Here is a 19,813-nt window from a genome sequence, read left to right as displayed (position 1 = left end):
CCCTCGAAGGGCTGCGCGTCCTCGACCTGGCGACCCTCTTCGCGGGGCCGCTCGCCGCCACCATGCTCGGCGACTTCGGCGCCGAGGTGATCAAGGTCGAGCACCCCCGCAGGCCCGACCCGTCCCGGGGCCACGGCCCCAGCAAGGACGGCGTGGGCCTGTGGTGGAAGCTCCTGGGCCGCAACAAGAAGACCATCACCCTGGACCTCTCCACCCCCGGCGGCCGGGAGGTCCTGCTGCGGATGGCCGCCGAGGCGGACGTCGTCGTGGAGAACTTCAGGCCCGGCACCCTGGAGAAGTGGGGCCTGGGGTGGGACGAGCTGTCCGCCGCCAACCCCCGCCTGGTGCTGGCGCGCGTCACCGGCTTCGGCCAGTTCGGCCCGTACGCCCGCCGACCCGGGTTCGGCACGCTCGCCGAGGCGATGAGCGGCTTCGCCGCGATCACCGGCGAGCCGGACGGGCCGCCGACGCTGCCGCCGTTCGGCCTGGCCGACTCGATCGCCGCGCTGGCCACCGCCTACGCCGTGATGACCGCCCTCGCGGGCCGCGACCGAACGGGCCAGGGGCAGGTGGTCGACATGGCGATCATCGAGCCGATGCTGACCGTGCTCGGGCCGCACCCCCTCTGGTACGACCAGCTCGGCTATGTCCAGCAGCGCACCGGCAACCGCTCCACGAACAACGCGCCGCGCAACACCTACCGCACCGCCGACGGGCGCTGGGTCGCCGTCTCCACCTCGGCGCAGTCCATCGCCGAGCGCGTGATGCGGCTGGTCGGGCTGCCCGAGGTGATCGGCGAGGAGTGGTTCGCCACCGGCCGCGGGCGTGCCCGGCACGCCGACGAGCTGGACGAGGCCGTGGGGGCCTGGATCGCCCGCCACGACCGCGCCGAGGTGATCGACGCGTTCGAACGGGCCGAGGCGGCGATCGCGCCGGTCAACGACATCCGCGACGTGCTGGAGGACGAGCAGTACCGGGCGCTCGGCTCGGTCACCGAGGTGGAGGACGAGGAGCTGGGCACCCTGCGCATGCAGAACGTCCTCTTCCGCCTCTCGGCGACGCCGGGCGCCATCCGCTGGGCCGGGCGCCCGCACGGCGCCGACACCGACGCGGTGCTCACCGGGCTCGGCCTGTCGCACGAGGAGATCGCCTCCCTGCGGGCCGGCGGCGCGCTGTGACCACGGGCTCCTTCCTGACCTGGCTCTACGCCCCGGCCGACCGGCCCGATGTGGTCGCCAAGGCGCTGCGCTCGGGCGCCGATGTCGTCATCGCCGACCTGGAGGACGCGGTCGCGCCCGGCCGCAAGCGGTACGCGCTGGACGCCACCGCCGAGCTGCTGTCCGAGCCGGGGCCGGTGCCGGTGCACGTCCGGGTCAACGCGCTCGACGGGCCGCTGGCGCGGGCCGAGGTGCGGCGTCTCGTGCCGCTGCCGGGGCTCGGGGGGCTGCGGCTGCCCAAGGTCAGCGGGCCGGGCGACATCGCCACCGTCGCCGCCTGGGCGCTGGCCCACGCGCCCCGGGTGCCGCCGCTCTACGCGCTGCTGGAGAGCGCGCTGGGCGTGGAGCAGGCGTTCGCCGTGGCCGGAGCCCACCCCGCCGTCAGGGGAATCGCGCTGGGCGAGGCGGACCTGCGGGCCGACCTGGGCGTCAGGGACGCGGCGGGCCTGGCGTGGCCGCGCTCCCGCACCGTGGTGGCGGCGCGCGCCGCCGGGGCGGCGCCCCCGGCGCAGTCCGTGTACCCGGACATCAGGGACACCGAGGGCCTGGCGCGTTCCTGCGCGGAGGGGCGCGCCCTCGGCTTCCTGGGCAGGGCCGCCATCCACCCGCGCCAGCTCCCGGTGATCGAGGAGGCGTTCCTGCCGACGGAGGAGGAGGTGGCGGCGGCCCGCGAGGTCGTCAGGGCCGGCGCCACCGAGGCCGGGGCGCTGGCGCTGCCCGACGGCCGCTTCGTCGACGCGGCGGTCCTGGCCGGCGCCCACCGCACCCTGGCACTGGCCCGCGAACGCTAGGGCCGCGGGGCCCGAGCCCCACGAGGGCCGGGCACCGGGGGACCCGAGCCGCACAGAGACCGAACCACCCGGGGACCGGGTCCGGGGCGGGGGGCGGTCAGGCCGGAGGCTCCTCCAGGCGGGGGAAGAGGACCTTGCCCTTGGTGACGGTGGAACCGGCGGGCAGGCGGCCCCAGGTGCCCGCGTCCTGGACGCGCTGGTCGGCCAGCTCTCCCAGCGCGGGGGCCGCGCCCAGCGACTCCCACAGCGCCTGGGACGTCGACGGCATCACCGGGTGGAGCAGGACGGCGATCGCCCGCAGGGACTCGGCCGCCGTGTACAGGATCGTCGCCAGCCGGTCCCGGGCCTCGGGGGAGGTGTCCTTGGCGACCTTCCAGGGCTCCTGCTCCGTGAGGTAGCCGTTGACCTGCTTCACGAAGTCGAAGACCGCCGCGATCCCGCCCGCGAAGTCCAGCTCCTCGCCGACGCGCCGGTCGGCCTCGGCGACGGCCGTGGCCAGGCCCTCGTGCAGGGCGCGCTCCGCGTCGCCGACCGTGCCCGCCTCCGGCAGCGTGCCGCCGAAGTACCGGCCGACCATGGCCGCCACGCGCGAGGCGAGGTTGCCGTAGTCGTTGGCGAGCTCGGAGGTGTACCGGGCGGTGAAGTCCTCCCAGGAGAACGAGCCGTCGCTGCCGAACGCGATGGCGCGCAGGAAGTACCAGCGGTAGGCGTCCACGCCGAAGTGGGAGGTGAGGTCCTGCGGCTTGATGCCCGTCAGGTTCGACTTGGACATCTTCTCGCCGCCGACCATCAGCCAGCCGTTGGCGGCGATCTTGCCGGGCAGCGGCAGCCCGTTCGCCATGAGCATCGCGGGCCAGATCACCGCGTGGAAACGGAGGATGTCCTTGCCGACCAGGTGCACGTCGGCGGGGAACGTCCCCTCGAACCGCTCGGCGTCCGCGCCGTAGCCCACGGCCGTCGCGTAGTTCAGCAGGGCGTCGACCCACACGTAGATGACGTGCCGCTCGTCCCAGGGCACCGGGATGCCCCAGTCGAAGGTGGAGCGGGAGATCGACAGGTCCGTGAGGCCCTGGCGGACGAAGCTGACCACCTCGTTCCGCGCGGACTCCGGCTGGATGAACTCCGGGTGGGCCTCGTAGTGCTCCAGCAGCCGGGGGCCGTATTCGGAGAGGCGGAAGAAGTAGTTCTCCTCCTTCAGCAGCTCCACCGGCCGCTTGTGGATCGGGCAGAGCTTCTCGCCGCCCTCGCCCTCCAGCAGCTCGCCGGGGAGCTTGTACTCCTCGCAGCCGACGCAGTAGGGCCCCTCGTACCCGCCGGGGTAGATCTCGCCCTTGTCGTAGAGGGCCTGCACGAACTCCCGCACCCGGTCGGTGTGCCGCCGCTCGGTGGTGCGGATGAAGTCGTCGTTGGCGATGCCGAGGTGCTCCCACAGGGGCTTCCACGCGTCGGCCACCAGCCGGTCGCACCACTCCTGCGGGGAGACGCCGTTGGCCTCGGCCGTGCGCATGATCTTCTGACCGTGCTCGTCCGTGCCCGTGAGGTACCACACCTTCTCGCCGCGCTGGCGGTGCCAGCGCGTGAGCACGTCGCCCGCGACGGTCGTGTAGGCGTGGCCCAGATGAGGAGCGTCGTTGACGTAGTAGATGGGAGTCGAGACGTAGTACGCCTTCGCCCCCGCCGTGGATCCGGTGGCCGCCATGCCCGGGATCCTATCCGCGCGCCGCGGACAGGCGGAAACGGGCCGGGCGCCGGCGCCGCCCCCCGGCGGCGCCGACGCCCGGCGGGGACCGCCGGGGGTCAGCCCCGCGCGGCGTCTTCGAGGGCCTGGACGTCGATCTTCCTCATGCCGAGCATCGCCCGCATCACCCGCTGCGAGGCGGCGGCGTCCTCGCCGCCCAGCAGTTCGGGCAGCGCGCGCGGGACGATCTGCCAGGACAGGCCGTACCTGTCCTTCAGCCAGCCGCACTGGCTCTCCTCGCCGCCGTCGGCGGTGAGCCTGGCCCACAGCTCGTCCACCTCGGCCTGGTCCTCGCAGTCGACGTAGAGCGAGATCGCCTCGGTGAACGAGAAGTGCGGGCCGCCGTTGAGCGCGGTGTACCGCTGGCCCGCCAGCTCGAACGACACGGTCATCGCCGATCCCTCGGGACCCGGTCCCGCCTCGCCGTAGCGCTGGACCTCCAGGATGCGCGAGTCCTTGAACAGCGAGGTGTAGAAGGCCGCGGCCTCCTCGGCCTGGTGGTCGAACCACAGGAAGGTCGTGATCTTCTGCATGGTGGCCCCCTCGGGCGTCGGCGTCGGCGTCGGCGTCGGTCGGTCGGTGGGTCGGTGGGTCGCGTACAGAAGGGACCGGCCGAGGAGCGGAAACTCATCGGCCGGTCCGCTCGTGCCCGACGTCACTCGCTGGCGATGGCGCGCAGCACGTCCAGGCGCGCGGCCCGCCGCGCCGGCCGCCAGCCCGCCAGCGCCCCGGCCACCAGGGCGACCGCCGCGATGACGGCGAGCTGCGTGGGCGGCACGGTGAAGGCGCCGGTGCCCGCCGAGTCGGTGGCCCGCACCACGGCCCAGCCGAGGAACGCGCCGAGCGCCAGGCCCCCGGCGGTGCCGAACGCCGCCACCAGCACCGACTCCCAGCGGACCATGGCCCGCAGCTGGGAACGGGTCTGGCCGACCGCCCGCAGCATGCCCAGCTCCCTGGTGCGCTCGTGCACGGCCAGGGTCAGGGTGTTGGCGATGCCGAGCAGCGCGATGAGCACGGCGAGGCCGAGCAGGGCGTAGACCAGGGTGAGCATCATGTCGACACCGGCCGCCGAGGCGTCGGCGAACTCGTCCCTGGTCTGCACCTCCGGGTTGCCGTAGGCGGCCGCGGCCTCGGCGACGGCGTTCTCGCCGTCCTCCAGGGCCACGCCGTCCGCGAAGGCGACGGCGACCAGCGTGTCGGAGTCCTGGGCCGCGTGCGGGGCCCAGCCCTCGCGGGACATCACGTAGTCGCCCGCGATGTCGTCCTGCGCGTACACGGCACGGACGGTGAACGGCGCCGACTCGCCGCCGGCGAAGGTGAGTTCGGCGGTGGTGCCGAGCTCCCAGCCCCTCTCCCCGGCCGCGTCCGAGGAGACGGCGATGCCGTCGGTGCCCAGGCCGCCCAGGTCGCCGTCCACCGCGCCGAGGTCGAGGACGGTGCTCATCGCCTCCGGGTCGGTGACGGTCAGCCGCTGCCCGTCGCCCTCGATCTCGAACACGCCGCCGCCCAGGCCGAGCGCGTGCTCCACCTCGGGCAGCGCGCCCACGGCGGGGGCCAGCGCGGGGCTGAGGGCGCCGCCCTCCATGGCGAAGCCGGGCGCGCGCACCGCGACATCGCCGGCGAAGGCCCGGGAGACCGACTCGTCGAACGAGGTCTTCAGCGACGCGCCGAGCACCGTGAACAGCGAGACCACGGTCACCCCGATCATCAGCGCGGTCGCGGTGGCCGCCGTCCGCTTGGGGCTGCGCAGCGCGTTCCGCCGGGCGAGGTTCGCGGTGACGCCGCGCAGCCGTGCCGCCGGGGCGCCCAGCGCGCGGACGGCGAAGGAGGAGGCGACCGGGCCGAGCACGACGAACGCGCCGAGGGAGAGCACCGCGCCCGTCACCGTCAGCGTCAGGGAGGGACCCGAGGTGGCGCCCGCGACCGTCAGCGCGACCCCGGCCGCGGCGAGGACCGCCCCGGTGACGGCCCTGGCGCGGGAGGCGTCCGCGGTGTCGACCGCGGTCTCGCGCAGCGCCGCCAGCGGCACGGTCCTGCCGGCCCGGACGGCGGGCGCCAGCGCCGAGCCGAGGCAGACCAGCAGGCCCACCGCGAACGGCAGGACCAGCGAGGTCGTGGTGATCACCAGGTCGCCGTCGGGGAACGGGAAGCCGACCGCGGGGAAGAGCGCCTGGAGCCCGGCCGCGATGCCGAGGCCGCCCGCGAGCCCGGCCAGTGCCGCGACGGTGCCGACGGCCAGCGCCTCGGCCAGCGTCTGCGCGAGGACCTGCCGCCGGGTGGCGCCCAGGGCGCGCAGCAGGGCGTTCTCCCTGGTGCGCTGGGTGACCACGATGGCGAAGGTGTTGTAGATGCTGAAGGTGGCGACCAGCATGGCGATGCCCGCGAACGCGGTCAGTCCGGTGGTGAAGCCGCCGAGGAACTGCCCGGTGACGTCCTCCTCGCTCTCCTGGGTGAACTCCTCGCCGGTGACCGCCTCGACGCCCTCGGGCAGCACGGGCTCCAGCGCCTCGACCAGGTCGGCCTGGCCCGTTCCCCCGTCGGCGCGGATGAGGATGGACTGCGCCTGGCCGGGCTCGGGGGTGAGGTACCGCTCGGCGTCCTCGCGGGTCAGCCCGGTGAACGTGACCTGGCCCATGCCGTCCTCGCCCGCGAAGGTCGCGATGCCGGTGATGGTCACCGGGAGCGGGTCGGGGGTCAGCAGGGTGGTGGTGTCGCCGATCTCCAGGTCGCCCGACTCGGCGACGCCGCGGTTGATGACGGCCTCGCCGGAGCGTTCGGGCGCGCGGCCCTCGGCGAGGCTGTAGCCGTTGAGCTCGGGGTCCTCTATCCAGTTGCCGGCCAGGGTGGGCGGTCCGTTGGTGCCGGTCGCCTCCCCGTCGCTGCCGAGCAGGCGGCCGGAGCCCTCGATGCTGGGCGCGGCCGAGGCCACGCCGGGCAGCGCCTCGATCTCCGCCAGCAGCGCGGTGTCGACCGGCGGCCGGCTGTCCTGCCCGTCCACGGTGATGGCCTGGTCGGCGCGGACGACGGCGTCGGTGCCTCCGGTCGCGTTGCCGAACATGGTGTCGAACGCGGCGCGCAGGGTGTCGCCCATGACGAGCGTCCCGGCGAGGAACGAGACGCCGAGCAGCACGGCCACGAACGTTCCGGCGAAGCGCCGCTTGTGTCCCCGCAGGGAGGCGAGGCCGATGCGCAGACCGGCGCGGTTGCCGCTCATGACCGCGCCGCCGAGGGGCCCGTCACGAATCCGTGCATCCGCTCCAGCACGCGCTCGGCCGTCGGCTCGGCCATGCGGTCCACGAGGCGGCCGTCGGCCAGGAAGACCACCTCGTCGGCGTGGGCGGCGGCCACCGGGTCGTGCGTGACCATCACCACGGTGCGGCCCATCTCGCGGGCGGTGCGCCCGAGCAGCCGCAGCACCTCGTCGCCCGCGCGGGAGTCGAGGTTGCCCGTGGGCTCGTCGGCGAAGACCACGTCGGGGCGCCCGGCGAAGGCGCGGGCCACCGCGACGCGCTGCTGCTGGCCGCCGGAGAGCTCGCTCGGCCGGTGCGCGAGCCGGTCGCGCAGGCCGACGGTGTCGATCAGCGCGTCGATCCAGCCGGCGTCGGGGCGGGTGCCCGCGAGGTCCATGGGGAGCGTGATGTTCTCGGCGACGGTCAGCGTCGGCAGCAGGTTGAACGCCTGGAAGACGAAGCCGACGCGGTCGCGGCGCAGCAGGGTGAGGCGGCGGTCGTCCAGGCCCGTCAGCTCGGTGTCGCCGATGAACGCGCTCCCCCGGCTGAGGGTGTCGAGCCCCGCCGCGCAGTGCATGAGGGTGGACTTGCCCGAGCCGGAGGGGCCCATGATGGCGGTGAAGCGCCCGGCGGCGAACTCCACGCTGACGCCGTCGAGCGCGGTCACCTCCGTGTCGCCCGTGCCGTAGATCTTGACGGCGTCGACCACGCGGGCCGCCGCTGCGGTGCGGGGGGTCGGGGTGGTTCTCATCGAGCGGTCAGCTCCTCGGTAGCGACGAAAGTCCCATCGCTGCGAGACTCCCGTGCCCCGGCCGCCGGGTCGTCGTACGCGCAGCGGCACCCGCGCTGCTCCCCCTGGCGTACCGGGGGCGGGTCCCGGCTACTCCCCGGGTCCGCGAGGCGGCGCGGTCGCCGCGAGGGGGAGGGCGCGCAGCAGCAGGACCGAGCGTTCGGGAACGGTGATCGTCGCGCCCCCGTGGTGCACGGTCCCGGGGGGCGTCCGCTGGTCCTCGCGCGAGGTGTCCACCAGCAGCGCGTAGGCGTCGGCCCAGGGCTGCGCGGGGAGCGGGAAGTCCAGGGGCTCCGCTCCGGCGTGCAGGATCACCAGGAAGCTGTCGTCGGTCACCGGCCGGCCCTTGGCGTCACGCTGCGGGATGTCCCTGCCCGACAGGAACATGCCCAGCGTGGCGCTGGGGGCGTACCAGTCCCCCTCGGTCATCTCCTGGCCCGTCGCGGTGAACCAGCCCAGGTCCCTTATCCCTTCGGGCCCCTGGCGGCGGCCGGAGAAGAACGCGCGCCTGCGCAGGACCGGATGGTCGCCGCGCAGGGCGATCAGGCGCCGGACGAGGTCGAGCAGGGACGCCCAGGCGGGGTCCTCGCGCAGGGACCAGTCGATCCAGCTGATCTCGTTGTCCTGGCAGTAGGCGTTGTTGTTGCCGCCCTGGGTGCGGCCCATCTCGTCGCCCGCGACCAGCATGGGGACGCCGGTGGACACCAGCAGCGTGGTGAGCATGTTGCGCAGCTGGCGGCGGCGCAGGGCGTTCACCTGCTCGTCGTCGGTCTCGCCCTCCGCGCCGCAGTTCCAGGAGCGGTTGTCGTTGGTGCCGTCGCGGTTGTCCTCGCCGTTGGCCTCGTTGTGCTTGCGCTCGAAGGAGACCAGGTCGCGCAGGGTGAACCCGTCGTGCGCGGTGATGAAGTTGACCGAGGCGTAGGGGCGGCGCCCGCCCCAGGCGTAGAGGTCGCTCGACCCCGACAGCCGGTACCCGAGGTCGCGCACGTCCGGCAGGGCGCCGCGCCAGTAGTCGCGGGCGGCGTCGCGGTAACGGTCGTTCCACTCCGTCCACAGCGGGGGGAACGCGCCGACCTGGTAGCCGCCGCTGCCGATGTCCCACGGCTCGGCGATGAGCTTGACCCCGCGCAGCACCGGGTCCTGGGCGATGACGGCGAGGAACGGGGAGAGCATGTCCACGTCGTGGAAGGAGCGCGCGAGCGCCGCCGCCAGGTCGAAGCGGAAGCCGTCGACGCCCATCTCCTGGACCCAGTAGCGCAGCGAGTCGGTGATCAGCCGCAGCGCCTGCGGCTGGACGACGTGGAGCGTGTTGCCGCAGCCGGTGTAGTCGGCGTAGCGGCGCGGGTCCTGGGCCAGCCGGTAGTAGCCGGGGTTGGCGATGCCGCGCAGGGAGAGGGTGGGGCCGAACTCGCCGGCCTCGGCGGTGTGGTTGTAGACGACGTCGAGGATGACCTCGATGCCGGCCGCGTGCAGGGCGCGGACCATGCGCTTGAACTCACCGACCTGCTGGCCGCGGGTGCCCGAGGCGCTGTAGGCGGCGTGCGGCGCGAAGTACCCGATGGAGTTGTAGCCCCAGTAGTCGCGCAGGCCGCGGCGGAGCAGGTGGTCCTCGTGGGCGAACTGGTGGACCGGCAGCAGCTCGACCGCGGTGATCCCGAGGCCGGCGAGGTGCTCGACGGCGGCGGGGTGGCCGAGGCCCGCGTAGGTGCCGCGCAGCTCGGGCGGGACGCCGGGGTGGCGGGTGGTGAAGCCGCGGACGTGCAGCTCGTAGATGACCGAGTCCGCCCACGGCGTCTTGGGCCGCCGGTCGTCCGCCCAGCTCTCGGTGTCGTGGACCACCACGCCCTTGGGGACGAACGGCGCGGAGTCGCGGTCGTCGCGGACGGTGTCGGCGATGTCCTGGCGGTGGTGGTCGCGCTGGTGCCCGTAGACCTCGGGGGGCAGGCGCCCGTAGTCGCCGTCGACGGCCTGGGCGTAGGGGTCGAGCAGGAGCTTCGCCGCGTTCCACCGGGCACCCCCGGCCGGGTCCCACGGGCCGTGGACCCGGTACCCGTACCGCTGTCCCGGACGAATACCGGGCAGGAAGCCGTGGAAGATCTCATGGGTGAGCTCTTCGAGGGAACAGCGGGTCTCGCGCCCCTCGTCGTCGAAGAGGCACAGCTCGACCAGATCGGCGCCGCCCGCCCAGAGGGCGAAGTTGGTCCCCTCGATCCCGTCGGGCCCGGCGCGGAAGCGGGCGCCGAGCGGCTGCGGGCGGCCGGGCCAGACGTCGGTCCTCACACGCTCAGGTGCCTGGGACACGCGTGCCCTCCAATGGTCGCTCGCCCTGATTCTTCCCGCGGGCGGGCCCGCCCTCACGCGCTGTCGCGCGACGGTGCGGGGCCACAGACGGCATTCAATCAGTTTGGCCCGGTCGAGAGCGTTTTGTTCTGTTGCCACGGTGTCACGCGTCCGGCGGGCGGCCGTGCACCGCGACGCAACGGTGACACGGCACGGTCCTCCGCGCACCCGCGCGGTGTGATGATATGGCCCCATCAGGGGTGTGAGGGGAGAGGGACGATCGTGAGGACGCGACCGGTCTCGGTGATGGTGGGCGTGCTGATGCTGCTGGCGGTGACGGCGTGCAGCGGGAGCGGCGAGGCGGAGGAGCCGGGGGGCGAGGGCGATCCGTCGCCGAGCGCCGCCCCCGCGGTGGAGATAACCATCGCGCCCGAGGACGGGGCCACCGGCGTGGCCACCTCGGGCGCGCTGGCGGTGAGCGCCGAGCACGGCACGCTCACCGAGGTGAAGGTGACCGGGCCCGAGGGCGCCGAGGTGCCGGGCGAGCTGGCGGAGGACGGCACCGGCTGGCAGCCGGAGGAGCACCTGGCCAACGACACGGAGTACACCGTGACCGCCGTCGGCGAGAACGCCGAGGGCCGGGCGGCCACGGCGGAGGCCGGGTTCACCACGGTGCCCGCGGACGCCACGTTCACCAGCAACTGGAACCTCTCGGACGGCGCCACCGTCGGGGTGGGGATGATCCTGTCGATGACGTTCGACACGCCCATCGAGGACACGGCGGCCGTGCGGGACGCCGTCTCGGTCACCACGGAGTCGGGCACGGAGGTCCGCGGCCACTGGTTCGGCACCCAGCGGCTCGACTTCAGGCCCGAGTCGTACTGGGAGGCGGGTACCGAGGTCGACGTGCGGTTCCGCGTCCGCGGCGTGGAGGGCGCGCCCGGCGTCTACGGCACGCTGCATGAGGACCTGAGCTTCACCATCGGCCGCTCCCAGGTGACCACCGTGGACGCGGGCGCCAAGACGATGAAGGTCGTGCGCGACGGCGAGACCCTCAGGACCATCCCGGTCACCACCGGGGCCGCCGCCACGCCGACGTGGAACGGCAGGATGGTGATCACCGAGAAGCACCGCGAGACGCGGATGGACGGCGCCACGGTGGGCTTCGGCGGCGAGTACGACATCCCCGACGTCCCGCACGCCATGCGGCTGAGCACCTCGGGCACGTTCATCCACGGCAACTACTGGGCGGGCGGCGCCACGTTCGGCAGCCAGAACGTCAGCCACGGCTGCATCGGCCTCAAGGACGCCCGGGGAGCGGGCGACTCGTCCACTCCCGGAGCCTGGTTCTACGACAACTCGATCATCGGCGACGTGGTCGAGGTCATCAACTCCGACGACGACATCATCGCCCCGGACAACGGCATCAACGGCTGGAACATGGACTGGGACGAGTGGGGCGCCGGGCAGTGAACACCCGGGCCACGCACGGTCGCTAGCCTGACCCGCATGACTGTGCATCTGGAAGTGGCGGACGGCGTCGGCACGATCCGCCTCGACCGTCCGCCCATGAACGCGCTCGACGTCGCCACGCAGGACCGGCTGCGCGCACTGGCCGAGGAGGTCACCGGCCGGGACGACGTGCGGGCCGTGGTGCTGTGGGGCGGGGAGAAGGTGTTCGCGGCCGGGGCGGACATCAAGGAGATGCGGGCCATGGACCACGAGGCGATGATCGCCAGGGCCCGCGGCCTCCAGGACGCGTTCACCGCCGTGGCGAACATCCCCAAGCCGGTCGTCGCCGCCATCACCGGCTACGCGCTCGGGGGCGGCTGCGAGTTGGCGCTCTGCGCGGATGTCCGGTTCGCGGCGGACGACGCCAGGCTGGGCCAGCCGGAGATCCTGCTGGGCGTCATCCCGGGCGCCGGCGGCACCCAGCGGCTCCCCCGGCTGATCGGCCCCGGCCGGGCCAAGGACCTCATCTTCACCGGCCGGATGGTGAAGGCCGACGAGGCGCTCGCCATCGGCCTCGTGGACCGGGTCGTCCCGGCCGCCGACGTCCACGCGGAGGCCCACGCCTGGGCGGCCCGGCTCGCCGCCGGCCCCGCCACCGCCCTGCGCGCCGCCAAGGAGGCGGTGGACGCGGGACTGGAGACCGACCTCGCGACGGGCCTGACGGTCGAACGCGCCTGGTTCGCGCAGCTGTTCGCCACCGAGGACCGGGAGTACGGCATGCGCAGCTTCGTGGAGGAGGGGCCGGGCAAGGCGCGGTACTGGCCACGCGGCTGACGCTGCCGTGGGCATATGTGGACGACCGCGTCAGGAACACTCACCCCACACGGGTCAGTTACCCCGGAACCGCCCCCGAGCCAGGCATATGCGCGCCATCATGGGGGCATGCCGGATGTCGTGGAAGTGGCGGAGGACGCGCTGTCCGCGGATCCCTCCGCCGGTGAGATCCGCCTGCCCTCCCAGCCGAGCTCGGCCCGCATCGCCAGACGCCTGACGCAGCGGCAGCTCCAGCACCGGTGGATGCTGCCGCCCGAGCTGACGCAGGACGCGGTCCTGCTGGTCTCCGAGCTGGTGGGGAACGCGGTGCTGCACGCCGGGGCGCCGGCATTCGGCCTCCGGATCCGCCGCCGCCGTGGCTGGATCCGCATCGAGGTCCGCGACCCGTCCCGGGCGCTGCCCTGCCAGCTCCCGGTCTGCGCGATGGACGTCACCAGCGGACGGGGCCTCTTCCTGGTGGACACCCTGGCCGACCGGTGGGGCGTGGACCTGCTCCCCCACGGCAAGCGGACGTGGTTCGACATGCGGATCGCGCACCGCGAGCTCCGCCCCTAGGGACCGGCCGTCATGGGCGCCTGCCCGCCAGGCCCCGGCCGGCCCTGCGGCGGCGGTCGTTGCACAGGAGGCACTTGCCCCAGCCGGGAGGCAGGGGATCCTCCTGGTCCCCGTACAGCGGATCCACCGCTCCCCGCGGATGCTCGCGGCACCCCGTCGCCCCCGGCCCGCCGCTGAGGGACTGCGCCGAGGCCAGCGCCCTCCGCAACGCGTCCACCAGCACCTCGGCCTGCTCCCCCGAGGGCGGCTCCTGGTCGAAGGCGATGTCGGTCGCGGTCCGCAGGGCCGCCTGCACATCCCGCAACTGTGACTGCTGACTCATGGCCGCCAGCGTAGAAGAGGCCACTGACAGTGGCATACGACGGCGTCCGACGCGGGTCCTAGGACCGGCCCGGGACCAAAAACCCATGGGCACCGTCAGACCGGGATCGTAGGCTCGATCTGATGTCTGCCTCAGCCGGTCCCCCAGCGTCCCCTGCCCGAAAACGTTCCGTCGTCCGCTCTCTCCTCCGGCTGTGGCCTTACGTCCGCCCCGTCCGGGCCCCCGTCTTCGGCGCCGCCGGTGTGGCGATCGTAGCCGCCTCCATGGGCCTGATCATGCCCCTGATCCTCAAGTGGATCGTGGACGGCCCCGTCGCCGACGGCGACACCACCGGGCTGTGGCTGGGCGGTGGCCTGCTCCTCCTCATCGGCTACGTGGAGGCCGTCCTCTTCTGGCTGCGGCGCCGGCTGGTCGCCCGTCCCCTCGCGGGCGTCGAGGCCGGCATGCGCGCCGCGCTGTACGGGCACCTCCAGCGGCTCCCGGTCACCTTCCACGACCGCTGGCCCACCGGACAGCTCCTCTCCCGCGGCACGGGCGACCTCCAGCTGCTGCGCATGTTCCTCGCGTTCGGGCTGACGTTCCTCATCGTCAACACCGCCACCATCGTCATCGGCTTCGGCGTGCTGATGGCCCAGGACTGGCTGCTCGGGCTGGTGCTCATCGTCCCCGTGGTGCCGCTGATCGCGCTGTGCTGGCTCTTCGAGACCCGCTTCACCGTCGTGGCCCGCCGCGCGCAGGACCAGATGGGCGACCTCACCACCGTGATCGAGGAGTCGATCCTCGGCATCCGCATCATCAAGGGCTTCGGCAGGCACCGCAGCCAGGCCAGGGCGTTCCGGGCGCTCTCCCGGCAGCTCATGGAGACCGAGCTGCACAAGACGCGCCTGCTCTCCCTGATCTGGCTGGTCATCCTGGCCCTCCCCGAGCTCTTCCTCGGCATCGCCCTGGTCATCGGCGTGAACCAGGTGGCCGACGGCTCCCTCACCGCGGGCACGCTGGTGGCGTTCACCACCACCGCCATGGCGCTGCGCTGGCCGATCGAGTCGATCGGCTTCCTGCTCGCCATGTGCAACGAGTCGGCCACCGCCGCCGACCGCTTCTTCGAGGTGATGGACGCCGAGGTCACCCCCGAGACCGGCCGGGAGACGGGCGCCGCGGGCGCCGGCGGCGCCGGTGACGCGGCCCCCGACGGCCTCCGCTTCGAGAACGTGGTCTTCCGCTTCCCCGACAGCCCGCCCGGCAGCCCGCCCGTGCTCGACGGGGTCGACCTGCACGTCAGGCCGGGCGAGACCCTGGCCCTGGTCGGCGGCACGGGCAGCGGGAAGACGACGCTCATCGGCCTGGTGCCCCGGCTGCACGAGCTCACCTCGGGCCGCATCCTGCTCGACGGCACCGACATCGCCACGCTCACACGGCAGGAGGTGCGCGCCCGGGTCGCCGTCGCGTTCGAGGAGCCGACGCTGTTCTCCGCGTCGGTCAGGGAGAACGTGCTGATGGGCTCGGACGGCGCCGGCCAGGACGACCTGGCGCGCGCCCTGCGCGTCAGCCAGGCCGACGGCTTCGTCCGCGCCCTGCCGCAGGGCGTGGAGACCGAGGTCGGCGAGCAGGGCCTGAGCCTGTCCGGCGGCCAGCGCCAGCGGCTCGCGCTGGCCCGCGCGGTCGTCGGCAGGCCGGGCTTCCTGGTGCTCGACGACCCGCTCTCCGCGCTCGACGTGCACACCGAGGCGCGGGTCGAGGCGGCGCTGCGCGACGTGCTGAGCGAGACCACCGCGCTGGTCATCGCCCACCGCCCCTCCACCGTGCAGCTCGCCGACCGGGTGGCGCTGCTGTCCGGCGGACGCGTCGCCGCCATCGGCACCCACACCGAACTGCTGCACACCAACGCCGAGTACCGGCACCTGATGACAGGCGAGCAGACCGAGGTGTCCGTGTCATGACCACCACCACCCCCAAGAAGCCGAAGGACGCGGCCACGGCCCCCGGCACCGGCGCGGCGAGGGGACGGCCCGCCGCCGGGCCCGACCCCGTCACCCAGGACAGGCTGCCCGCCCCGAAGAACTCCTCGCGCACGCTCCTCTTCTCGCTGCTCCGCCCGCACCGCGGCAAGGTCGCGCTGGGCGCGCTGCTGCTGCTCACCCAGCAGGCGGCGGTGCAGGCCGTTCCGCTGCTGGTGGCGTACGCCATCGACAGCGGCGTGCCCGCCCTGCGCGACGACGACAGCGGCCCGCTGACCGCCGTGGCCATCGCCTACGTGATCTGCGCGCTGGGCGCCGGGCTGCTCCAGTTCACGTTCATCAGGGTGGCCGCCCGGATCAACCAGTCGATCCTGCTGGAGCTGCGCGGTCGCATCTACCGGCACGCGCAGGCGCTCAGCCTGGACTTCCACGACCGGTTCACCTCGGGCCGGCTGATATCCCGCTCGACCAGCGACGTCCAGTCGCTGCGCGAGCTGCTCAACGAGGGCCTCCAGGAGCTGCTGATCATCCTGGTCTCCATCGTCTACATCGGCGCGCTCCTCTTCTACCTGGACGTGGGCCTCGGCCTCGGCGCGCTGCTGTCGTTCATCCCGCTCTACTTCCTGGTGCGCAACTACCGGCGGCGGGCGGCCGAGCGGTTCGCCAGGAAGTCCACGGCGATCGCCGCGGTCATCGTGAAGTTCGCCGAGACGCTCAACGGCATCCGCCCCGTGAAGGCGTTCCGCCGCGAGAAGGCGAACGACGAGGCGTTCGGCGCGCTCAACCGGCGGCACGAGCTGGTCAACGCGGACACCAACCTGGAGATGGGCCGCTTCGTGGTGCTCTCCCGGCTGATCGCCAGCACCGCGGTCGCCGGGATCGTGCTGTGGGGCGCGCACCGGGTGACCGCGGGCGCGATGGAGATCGGCGCGCTCGCCGCCGGCGCGCTGTACATCCGGCGGCTGTACGACCCGCTGGACCGCTTCGCCATGATGCTGAACAACTACCAGTCCGCCGGCGCCTCGCTGGACAAGATCTCGGGGCTGCTCTACCAGCGGCCCGACGTGCCGGAGCCGGAGCGGCCGGTGGAGCTGCCGCCGCGCCCCGAGGCGCTTCCTGGGCGCGAGGTCGTCTTCGACGACGTGCGGTTCGCCTACCGGACGGGCGGCGAGGTGCTGCCGCGGTTCCGGCTGACGCTGGCCGCCGGCGAGACGACGGCGCTGGTCGGCGCGACGGGCGCGGGCAAGTCGACGCTGGCCAAGCTGCTGGCGCGGTTCTACGACCCGACCGAGGGCCGGGTGCTGATGGACGGCACCGACCTGCGCGAGCTGACCACCGCCGAGCTGCGGCGCGGCGTGGTGATGGTGACGCAGGAGGCGTTCCTCTTCTCCGGCACCGTCGCGGAGAACATCGCGATCGGCAGGCCGGACGCCTCCCGCGACGCGATCGAACGGGCGGCGAAGGCGATTGGCGCCCACGACTTCATCGCCTCGCTGCCTGCCGGGTACGACACGGACGTCCGCAAGCGCGGCGGCCGGATCTCGGCCGGGCAGCGGCAGCTCGTCGCGTTCGCCCGCGTGCTGCTCGCCGACCCGGCGGTGGTGCTGCTGGACGAGGCGACGTCCTCGCTGGACATCCCGGGCGAGAAGGCCGTGCAGGACGCCATGGTCACGGTGCTGCGCGGGCGCACGGCCCTGCTGATCGCGCACCGGCTCTCCACGGTCGAGATCGCCGACCGGGTGCTGGTGATGGAGGGCGGGCGCATCGTCGAGGACGGCCCGCCGGCCGAACTGATCGCGGGCACGGGCCGGTTCTCCGACCTCCACCGGGCCTGGCGCGAGAGCCTGGCCTGACGGCGGGCCCGGCGGCGCCCTCCGGCGGGCAGCGCGAGGCCCCGCCCCGATCCCGGGGCGGGGCCTCGCGCTCTCTCACCGGCAGCCCTTTCTCAACGGCTGCCCCTTCTCAACGGCTGCCCCTTCTCAACGGCTGCCCCTTCTCAACGGCTGCCCCTTCTCAACGGCTGCCCCTTCTCAACGGCTGCCCCTTCTCAACGGCTGCCCCTTCTCAACGAAAGAGCACCCCCGAGGTGTCGGCGGACTCCTCGCCCGGCAGGGCCATCAGGCCCAGCTCCGCGCGGTGGGCCAGCAGCGGGTGGGAGGGCAGCACCCGGACGGTGTAGCCGAACGGTCCCGGCCGCTGGAGCGTCAGCTCGCCGGTGAACGTCCAGCGCCCGGCCAGGTCGGGCCCGCCGTCGGGCTTGAGCTGCACATGGCCCTGGTCGGCCAGCGTGTCGTCGCTGTCCACCCGCCCGGTGACCGCCTGCACCTCGACGCCCCCGGGGTCCAGGTCGCCCAGGGCCACCCTGACCTTGAGCGAGACGGTGCCGCCCAGCGTCGGCGGCTCGGTGCCCGGCTCCACGTGCTCCACGGCGACCCGCGGCCACGCCTGCCGCACGCGGGAGGTGAACTCCGCCAGCTCGGCCGCCGCCTCCGCGGTCATCGCCCGGTGGGAGGCCGCGGCGGGGGCGTAGTAGCCGGTGACGTACTCGCGGAGCATCCGGTCGGCGAGCACCCGGGGCCCGAGCCGGTCGAGCGTGGCCCTGACCATCTCCAGCCAGCGGATGGGCAGCCCCGACCGGCTCATCCCGCGGTCGTAGAAGCAGGGCGCCACCTGCTCGTCCAGCAGCGTGTAGAGGGCGGCGGCCTCGATGCCGTCGCGGCGGTCCGGCGCGGCGGCGGCCAGCCCGTCGGCCGTGGGGATCTCCCAGCCGAAGTCCGGGTCGAACCACTCGTCCCACCAGCCGTCCCGCACCGACAGGTTGAGGCAGCCGTTGAGCGCGGCCTTCATCCCCGAGGTGCCGCACGCCTCCAGCGGGCGCAGCGGGTTGTTCAGCCAGACGTCGCACCCCGCGTACAGCGAGCGGGCCATGCCCATGCCGTAGTCGGGGAGGAAGACGATGCGGCGGCGGACCGAGGCGTCATCGGCGAAGCGCACCAGCTCCTGGATGAGCCGCTTGCCGCCGTCGTCCGCCGGGTGCGCCTTGCCCGCGACGACGATCTGCACGGGCCGCTCCGGGTGGAGCAGCAGGGCGCGCAGGCGCTCGGGGTCGTGGAGCATCAGGGTGAGCCGCTTGTAGGAGGGGACGCGGCGGGCGAACCCGATGGTCAGCACCTCCGGGTCGAGGACGTCGTCCACCCAGCCCAGCTCGGCCTGGCCCGCGCCGCGCTGCCGCCACGAGGCGCGGAGCCTGGCCCGCACCTCGTGGACCAGCTGCTCGCGCAGGGTGCGGCGCAGGTCCCACAGCTCCGCGTCGGACAGGGTCGCCGACCTGGCGCGCCGCATCGCGTCGGCGGTCCAGGTGGGGGCGTGGACGCCGTTGGTGACGGACCCGATGGGGGCCTCCTCGGCGTCGAACCCCGGCCAGAGGCCGGAGAACATGCTGCGGCTGACGTGGCCGTGGAGGACCGAGACGCCGTTGGCGCGCTGCGCGGTGCGCAGGCCGAGGACGGCCATGTTGAACTGCGTGGGCTCGCCCTCGGCCGTGGTCTCGCGGCCGAGGGCGAGCAGCGCCTCGGTGCCGAGACCGGCCAGCTCGCCGCCGTCGCCGAAATGGCGGGCCACCAGCTCCTCGGGGAACCGGTCGATGCCCGCGGGGACGGGGGTGTGGGTGGTGAAGACGGTGCCGGAGCGCACGGACCACAGGGCCGCGTCGAAGCCGACGCCCATCTCGCCCAGCTCGCGGATGCGCTCGGGGCCGAGGAACCCGGCGTGTCCCTCGTTCATGTGGCAGACCTCGGGCTCCGCGTGCCCGGTGATCCGGCAGAACGAGCGGACCGCGCGCATCCCGCCGATGCCGAGCAGCATCTCCTGGAGGAGCCGGTGCTCGCTGCCGCCGCCGTAGAGCCGGTCGGTGACGTCGCGTTCGGCCGGGCCGTTCTCCGGGTGGGAGGAGTCGAGGAGGAGCAGCGGCACCCTGCCGACCTTGACCTGCCAGACCTGCGCGGTGAGGGCGCGCCCGCCGGGGAGCGCGATCTGCACCAGGGCGCGCGAGCCGTCGGACTCGGTGAGCGGGGTGAGCGGCAGCTCGTGCGGGTCGATCACCGGGTAGTGCTCCTGCTGCCAGCCGTCGGGCGACAGGCTCTGCCGGAAGTACCCGTGCCGGTAGAGGAGGCCGACGCCGATCAGCGGCACGCCCAGGTCGCTCGCGGCCTTCAGGTGGTCGCCCGCCAGGATGCCCAGGCCCCCCGAGTACTGCGGGAGGGCGGCGGTGATGCCGAACTCCGGGGAGAAGTAGGCGATGGCGCGCGGCAGTTCGCCGCCGGCCCTGGCGTCGGCCTGCTGGTACCAGCGGGGCTCGGTCAGGTAGTCACGCAGATCGCCGATGGCCACGCCGAGGCGGCGCAGGAACCCCCGGTCGGCGGCCAGCGCGGCCAGCCGGCCGGCGGAGACGGAGCCCAGCAGCCGGACCGGGTCCTCGCCCGCGGCCTGCCAGTCGTCGGGGGCGACGGAGCGCAGCAGCTCACGGGTCTCGGGATGCCAGGACCAGCGGAGGTTGAACGCGAGCTCCTGGAGGGGACGGAGGGGGTCGGGAAGGACGGGGCGCACGGAGAATCGACGGATGGCCTTCACGTTCCGACCGTAGCCGGGGC

The 19,813-nt window shown here is 73.7% G+C and carries 14 protein-coding genes; 7 read left to right on the top strand and 7 right to left on the bottom strand.

Features of this window, described 5'->3' with window-relative positions; genetic code table 11:
- Together ADY01_RS01465 and ADY01_RS01460 are read left to right on the top strand one after the other, a co-directional pair.
- On the top strand, positions 1 to 1,178 hold a 1,178-nt coding region (locus ADY01_RS01465), incomplete at its 5' end, for a CoA transferase (RefSeq protein ID WP_049564374.1).
- Positions 1,175 to 2,008 (top strand): HpcH/HpaI aldolase/citrate lyase family protein, encoded by an 834-nt coding sequence (locus tag ADY01_RS01460; protein WP_049564372.1) that lies wholly within the window; start codon positions 1,175 to 1,177, stop codon positions 2,006 to 2,008. The genes ADY01_RS01465 and ADY01_RS01460, both read left to right, overlap by 4 nt.
- A 97-nt stretch (positions 2,009 to 2,105) precedes the next feature.
- Here the strand turns inward: ADY01_RS01460 and metG are convergent, their stop codons facing one another.
- From metG to glgX, 5 genes are all read right to left on the bottom strand, one after another.
- Positions 2,106 to 3,707, bottom strand: a complete 1,602-nt coding sequence (metG, locus tag ADY01_RS01455) for a methionine--tRNA ligase (protein WP_049564370.1) — start codon at positions 3,705 to 3,707, stop codon at positions 2,106 to 2,108.
- Between the two features lie 98 nt (positions 3,708 to 3,805).
- The gene (locus ADY01_RS01450) at positions 3,806 to 4,279 is read right to left on the bottom strand and encodes a VOC family protein (RefSeq protein WP_049564368.1); all 474 of its coding nucleotides are present in this window, start codon (positions 4,277 to 4,279) and stop codon (positions 3,806 to 3,808) included.
- A gap of 122 nt (positions 4,280 to 4,401) precedes the next feature.
- Positions 4,402 to 6,960 carry an ABC transporter permease gene (locus ADY01_RS01445; RefSeq protein ID WP_049564366.1) on the bottom strand — a complete coding sequence of 853 codons (2,559 nt, stop codon included), beginning with the start codon at positions 6,958 to 6,960 and terminating at the stop codon, positions 4,402 to 4,404.
- Positions 6,957 to 7,727 (bottom strand): ABC transporter ATP-binding protein, encoded by a 771-nt coding sequence (locus ADY01_RS01440; protein ID WP_049564364.1) that lies wholly within the window; start codon positions 7,725 to 7,727, stop codon positions 6,957 to 6,959. The genes ADY01_RS01445 and ADY01_RS01440 overlap by 4 nt, the downstream gene beginning before the upstream one ends.
- A 129-nt stretch (positions 7,728 to 7,856) precedes the next feature.
- On the bottom strand, positions 7,857 to 10,067 hold the full coding sequence (gene glgX / locus ADY01_RS01435) for a glycogen debranching protein GlgX (protein WP_049564361.1): 2,211 nt from the start codon (positions 10,065 to 10,067) through the stop codon (positions 7,857 to 7,859).
- Between the two features lie 285 nt (positions 10,068 to 10,352).
- On the opposite strand from glgX, the gene ADY01_RS01430 reads away from it, so the two are divergent.
- From ADY01_RS01430 to ADY01_RS01420, 3 genes are all read left to right on the top strand, one after another.
- The gene (locus ADY01_RS01430; protein ID WP_078899904.1) at positions 10,353 to 11,519 is read left to right on the top strand and encodes a L,D-transpeptidase family protein; all 1,167 of its coding nucleotides are present in this window, start codon (positions 10,353 to 10,355) and stop codon (positions 11,517 to 11,519) included.
- Between the two features lie 36 nt (positions 11,520 to 11,555).
- Complete coding sequence (locus tag ADY01_RS01425; protein ID WP_049564359.1) at positions 11,556 to 12,332, top strand: enoyl-CoA hydratase/isomerase family protein; 777 nt, start codon at positions 11,556 to 11,558, stop codon at positions 12,330 to 12,332.
- 108 nt (positions 12,333 to 12,440) lie between these two features.
- On the top strand, positions 12,441 to 12,887 hold the full coding sequence (locus tag ADY01_RS01420) for an ATP-binding protein (RefSeq protein ID WP_049564356.1): 447 nt from the start codon (positions 12,441 to 12,443) through the stop codon (positions 12,885 to 12,887).
- A gap of 10 nt (positions 12,888 to 12,897) precedes the next feature.
- On the opposite strand, the gene ADY01_RS01415 is transcribed toward ADY01_RS01420, so the two are convergent.
- On the bottom strand, positions 12,898 to 13,209 hold the full coding sequence (locus ADY01_RS01415; protein WP_049564381.1) for a hypothetical protein: 312 nt from the start codon (positions 13,207 to 13,209) through the stop codon (positions 12,898 to 12,900).
- 122 nt (positions 13,210 to 13,331) lie between these two features.
- Between ADY01_RS01415 and ADY01_RS01410 the strand changes: the two genes are divergently transcribed.
- Positions 13,332 to 15,146 carry an ABC transporter ATP-binding protein gene (locus ADY01_RS01410; RefSeq protein WP_049564354.1) on the top strand — a complete coding sequence of 605 codons (1,815 nt, stop codon included), beginning with the start codon at positions 13,332 to 13,334 and terminating at the stop codon, positions 15,144 to 15,146.
- The gene (locus ADY01_RS01405; protein ID WP_049564352.1) at positions 15,143 to 17,017 is read left to right on the top strand and encodes an ABC transporter ATP-binding protein; all 1,875 of its coding nucleotides are present in this window, start codon (positions 15,143 to 15,145) and stop codon (positions 17,015 to 17,017) included. The genes ADY01_RS01410 and ADY01_RS01405 overlap by 4 nt, the downstream gene beginning before the upstream one ends.
- 211 nt (positions 17,018 to 17,228) lie before the next feature.
- On the opposite strand, the gene glgP is transcribed toward ADY01_RS01405, so the two are convergent.
- Positions 17,229 to 19,793 (bottom strand): alpha-glucan family phosphorylase, encoded by a 2,565-nt coding sequence (gene glgP / locus ADY01_RS01400; RefSeq protein ID WP_049564350.1) that lies wholly within the window; start codon positions 19,791 to 19,793, stop codon positions 17,229 to 17,231.
- Between the last annotated feature and the right edge of the window lie 20 nt (positions 19,794 to 19,813).

The sequence above is a fragment of the Streptomyces sp. SBT349 genome (genome assembly GCF_001083795.1).
Taxonomy (GTDB): Bacteria; Actinomycetota; Actinomycetes; order Streptomycetales; family Streptomycetaceae; genus Streptomyces.
Note: the sequence above shows the minus strand (reverse complement) of the source record. Positions and strands in the feature narration are given on the sequence as shown.